Below are 3,917 nucleotides of genomic sequence, written 5' to 3' on the forward strand. Positions count from 1 at the left end.
TGCTGGAACCCATCGGAAATATACCCCCAGCCGAAGCCGAGGAGCGATATTACGCCATGCTGGACGAACCGGCATTGGCTGCATAACTTAAACCAAATAGCCTCCGGCAAACCCGGGGCGGTTCAAACACCACCGCCGATGGCCGGCACGCCTGCGGCCCCTCCCCTGCCAGTCTATAACTCGGGCAGTGCTGCGAAAGGATCGACCGCCGGGACCCGAGGGTTCGAAATGGCGGAGATTTCGCGTCAGCACAGCCAGATTCGCGTCACGACACAAAAGTGCCCGATGTGTCCGACTTGTTAGAACGGACAGAGAACTTGTACCGCGCGATGATCGCATGCTGCCACTACGTCGGTCTTCGCATGAATATATGCGGTATACGAACCTCGCGCTTCACATCATATCCTTCGTGAATGACCTTGAATCCGAAACGGCCATAGAACTCGACCGCGCTTAGAGTCGCTTTTACGCATGAGAGGTGGGTCTGCGTTTCGCACGCTTCCAAGAGCTTAGTTCCTACTCCAGACTTTTGGAACTTTGGCTGGACAAAGAGCGACATCAATTCATCGCCTATCCAGTTTGCGTAACCTATTATCGCTCGGTTGATGGTCGCGACCAAATAAGGTGACCCTGCCTGTTGGCTGCGCCAATAGCCTTGAGGAGTACGGCCGCCCAACCATGACTCAAGCTGCTGCGGAGTATAATGGCCCGCGAGAGATGTTCGCAGGCATTCCGTATGGATGTTGTGAATGTCATAGACATCCATTTCCACCATAGGCCTGATGATAATATTGTACGGTAAACTTTCACTGTTCATTCTGTAAATCCTTTCAATTTCCAGAAAGGACGTCAGTTGAACATTTTCACCCCGTCCACTTCTGGCAGGGGCTTGAGATGAGGTCTGCGCTGAGTTTAATCGGCATACGACACAACACGCCCACGGCAGCGGTTATATTGGGGCGGGTGTTTTTTCAGCGTCATCATCGAACTAATATAACATGTTCACTGCACCGGAACAATTGCAGTTGCCGTTCAACTAAATATTGGGCCCATTGGGATGCTAACAAGAACTGCTCCCCCAGACACGCGGCCTTTATCAACCAAAGACAGCTACGGCCGATTTGATAGTGATGCCGCCATCCGAGCTTCGGCGCATCTGCCGGCCGATGGCTGCGCGAAAGACGTTCGGCAACTGCAGGGCTGGGGGCACGCGCGACCAGAGGGTTCGCACGATTTCGCGGCCATGCCGGGTTTTGCGAACGGTGCTGCCTATGACGACACGCTGCGACCAGCGGAAGCCGATCTCGTGGAAATACAGATCCGCATGCTGGGGGCTGATGTGGTGAAAGACGCCGGCAATCGTACGGCGATCACGCGAATTGAACCCTTCTACCGAATTGACCTGGACCGCGTTGCGAACATATTCGCCGCTGGAGTGCTTTACGGTCTCGTGCTCGGCAAAACTCTCGCCAATGGCTATGAACGCCTTCGCCTCGTCGGTCATCAAGCAGGCATCGGGTGTGATCTGCGTTTCGATGACACGCGCCGCACCGCGGAACGAAAGGCCGGTCACGACCGCGGCACGCGCGTCGCCCGCTGGAGCGCCCGGCGTGTCGTCGTTCGGCCGCTGCACCGTCGCCATGACAGGCGTTTTCTGCGTATTCGGCCGACCTTTCCGGCCTCTTCCAGGCGGCGGATCGTCTGGACGTTTCTTTGGGCGGCCACCGAGATGGAAATGGTCGATCTCCACCGTGCCATCAAGCATGTGCTCGCGCGCAACCATCAGGCGCAGCGCATGCCCCATGCGCCAGGCCGTGGGCTGGCTCACCCCGACAGCCTCGGCGAGAGGCGCACCGAGGACAAGCTCTTGTCCGACTGCAGCATCAGCCACATCGCTTTGAGCGACACACGCAAGGGAAGCTTCGTGGCGTGCAGGGGCGTGTATGTCGTCACCGTGAACTGGAACCGGCAATCGCCGCTGGAGCATTGATAGAGACCAGGCCGCGCGCGACGTTTGCCCAAATCGCGGCCGGCTATCGCCATCGAGCGTTTGCAACCACAGGCTGGGCAGATTCTCCCGTCCGGCCACACCATGCCTTCCAGGAGCCGCCGGCAATGCTGCTCATCCTCGAACGCCACGATCATGTCTTCGACTGTCCGAATGTTGGAAAGCGTTGCCAGCATCGTTTGAGATATCCTGATCTCCTTCGCTTCAAGCCCGAAGAATCGCATGGAAAATGGTGGATCACAAGGAGATTGCTGTCTTTGGTTGATAAAGGCGAACAACGCTAAGGCAGAACGAAGCCTGAACGCTAAGATGCGCTCTGAATTTCCCAAAATGGCGGTGAGTGGTCCTTCCCTTTGCCTAAAATTGGCCTACCGGTTCGAGAGGAATCTCTACCCCGATCTGTGCGAGCATCCGACGAAAGGTTTCCAGGTCGTAGTTGCCGCCCTCGGTGACCATTCCTCGGACCTGTCCGGTTCCTGTAGTTCCTTCGCCCAGGTCAGCCACGATTTTCTCTGCCGGGTCCAGGAACCGGCAACCTGGACGGGCTGTCTCAAAGAAAGGCCGCAACCACGGCAGATGTGTGCTCGAGAGGGTCAGGACATCGATCGTCGGATATTGCCGAAACACTTCATCGACAAAGGCCGTCACGGCGATTTGCGTCTCGGCAGGTGAGAACAGAAACGAGCCGGTCTCAACAAGCTCGACCATAGGGGAAGCATTGATCATAGCGACATTGTTGGTCGCGGCCGTATGGCGTTGAACAAAGAGCCGCAATGCCTTGCTGTCCACCAGAGATCGGACGCCCATGATGCCGACATGGCCGCTGGCTGATGCAGCTAGGGCTTCTTGCAGCGGCGGAAACACGCCGAATAGCGGCACGGAGCTGTATTGCCTGATCTCATCCAGCATCATGATGGACGGTGCGTTCGAAGCGACAACGATGGCCGATGGGGCACTGCTTTCGAGGAAGGCAATCGTCTTGCGCATGATAGCGAGAAGCCGCTCGCGGTCCTTGTTGCCATAGGGAAAGCTCGCACGATCGGCGAAATAGATGATGTCCTGCTTGGGCAGTCGCTTCTGTATTTCCGCTACTATTGCATAGCTGCCGATTCCGGCGTCAAAAACAGCAATGGGCTTGTGCATGGGCAATTCCTGTTGATTGGGCGCAGAGCCGGACGGGGCCTTTTGATGTTATACTGTCAACACTCACGTACATCGTGGTCGGACATGAAACACAAAATTGGAGCTAAGCGGCTCTATTGACCCCCAGTCGGCGCATTTCGCGATACACGGTGGAACGACCGAGGCCGAGTTGTCTGGCGGCTTCAGCCGGCGGCATTCCGGGGCCTACGAGCTTCATGGCTGCTTCAACTTTTTTTATGTCGACGGGCGGCGCGGTCTGCGTGCCGTTGCGTCGTGCTTGGTCGATAATCCATCCGACCGCTTCGGATAGCAGCATTGCGGCGGATTTCCCGTGAGACTGTGCTTGGTGAGCGCCCGAGCTTACACGCAATAGCTCGGATGCCGACCCCGTTGGCACGCTCGATTGCAATATCCTCGCGTTCCGAAAAGGAAAGATAACGACCTGTTCTCGGCTCCGCCCATGGCGCCATATGTGTTGGCGGCATTCCACCTGCCTCTCGAAACCAGCGTGGGCCGAGCGGGGCGGATGCTCCAGCATCCAACGCAGCTTCCTCACTTGACCGCCCCCAAGGCAATAGCTTGCCAAAACCGGCCGCGCTCCTCACGCTGCCATGCGGACGGACAGCCTGGGGAGCGCACTGTCAACGGCGGAGTAAAAACCGGCCACGCGGCGGCGCAAAAGTCGGCCACCTTGGCGCGCGCATGAGACCCGTGGGAGGGCGTAGCCCGAGCGGGGTCTCATGCGCGCGTTGTGATTATTTGAAGG

The 3,917-nt window shown here is 57.5% G+C and carries 3 protein-coding genes and 2 pseudogenes; all 5 read right to left on the reverse strand.

Features of this window, described 5'->3' with window-relative positions; translation table 11 throughout:
- Positions 1-346 precede the first annotated feature (346 nt).
- Positions 347-817: a GNAT family N-acetyltransferase gene (locus DUT91_RS24545; protein ID WP_114443003.1), complete on the reverse strand. Its 471-nt coding sequence runs from the start codon at positions 815-817 to the stop codon at positions 347-349.
- A 279-nt stretch (positions 818-1,096) separates the two neighbouring features.
- Positions 1,097-2,196: pseudogene (locus tag DUT91_RS24550) on the reverse strand (IS1595 family transposase).
- Positions 2,197-2,365: 169 nt separating this feature from the next.
- Positions 2,366-3,151, reverse strand: a complete 786-nt coding sequence (locus DUT91_RS24555) for a glutamate racemase (RefSeq protein ID WP_114443004.1) — start codon at positions 3,149-3,151, stop codon at positions 2,366-2,368.
- Between the two features lie 103 nt (positions 3,152-3,254).
- Positions 3,255-3,467 carry a helix-turn-helix domain-containing protein gene (locus DUT91_RS24560; RefSeq protein ID WP_245420009.1) on the reverse strand — a complete coding sequence of 71 codons (213 nt, stop codon included), beginning with the start codon at positions 3,465-3,467 and terminating at the stop codon, positions 3,255-3,257.
- Positions 3,385-3,796, reverse strand: a pseudogene (locus DUT91_RS27635) (helix-turn-helix domain-containing protein); the annotation flags it as partial. The gene DUT91_RS24560 and the pseudogene DUT91_RS27635, both read right to left, overlap by 83 nt.
- Positions 3,797-3,917: the final 121 nt, after the last annotated feature.

This window comes from Paramesorhizobium salinisoli, assembly GCF_003335045.1.
Lineage (GTDB): Bacteria > Pseudomonadota > Alphaproteobacteria > Rhizobiales > Rhizobiaceae > Paramesorhizobium > Paramesorhizobium salinisoli.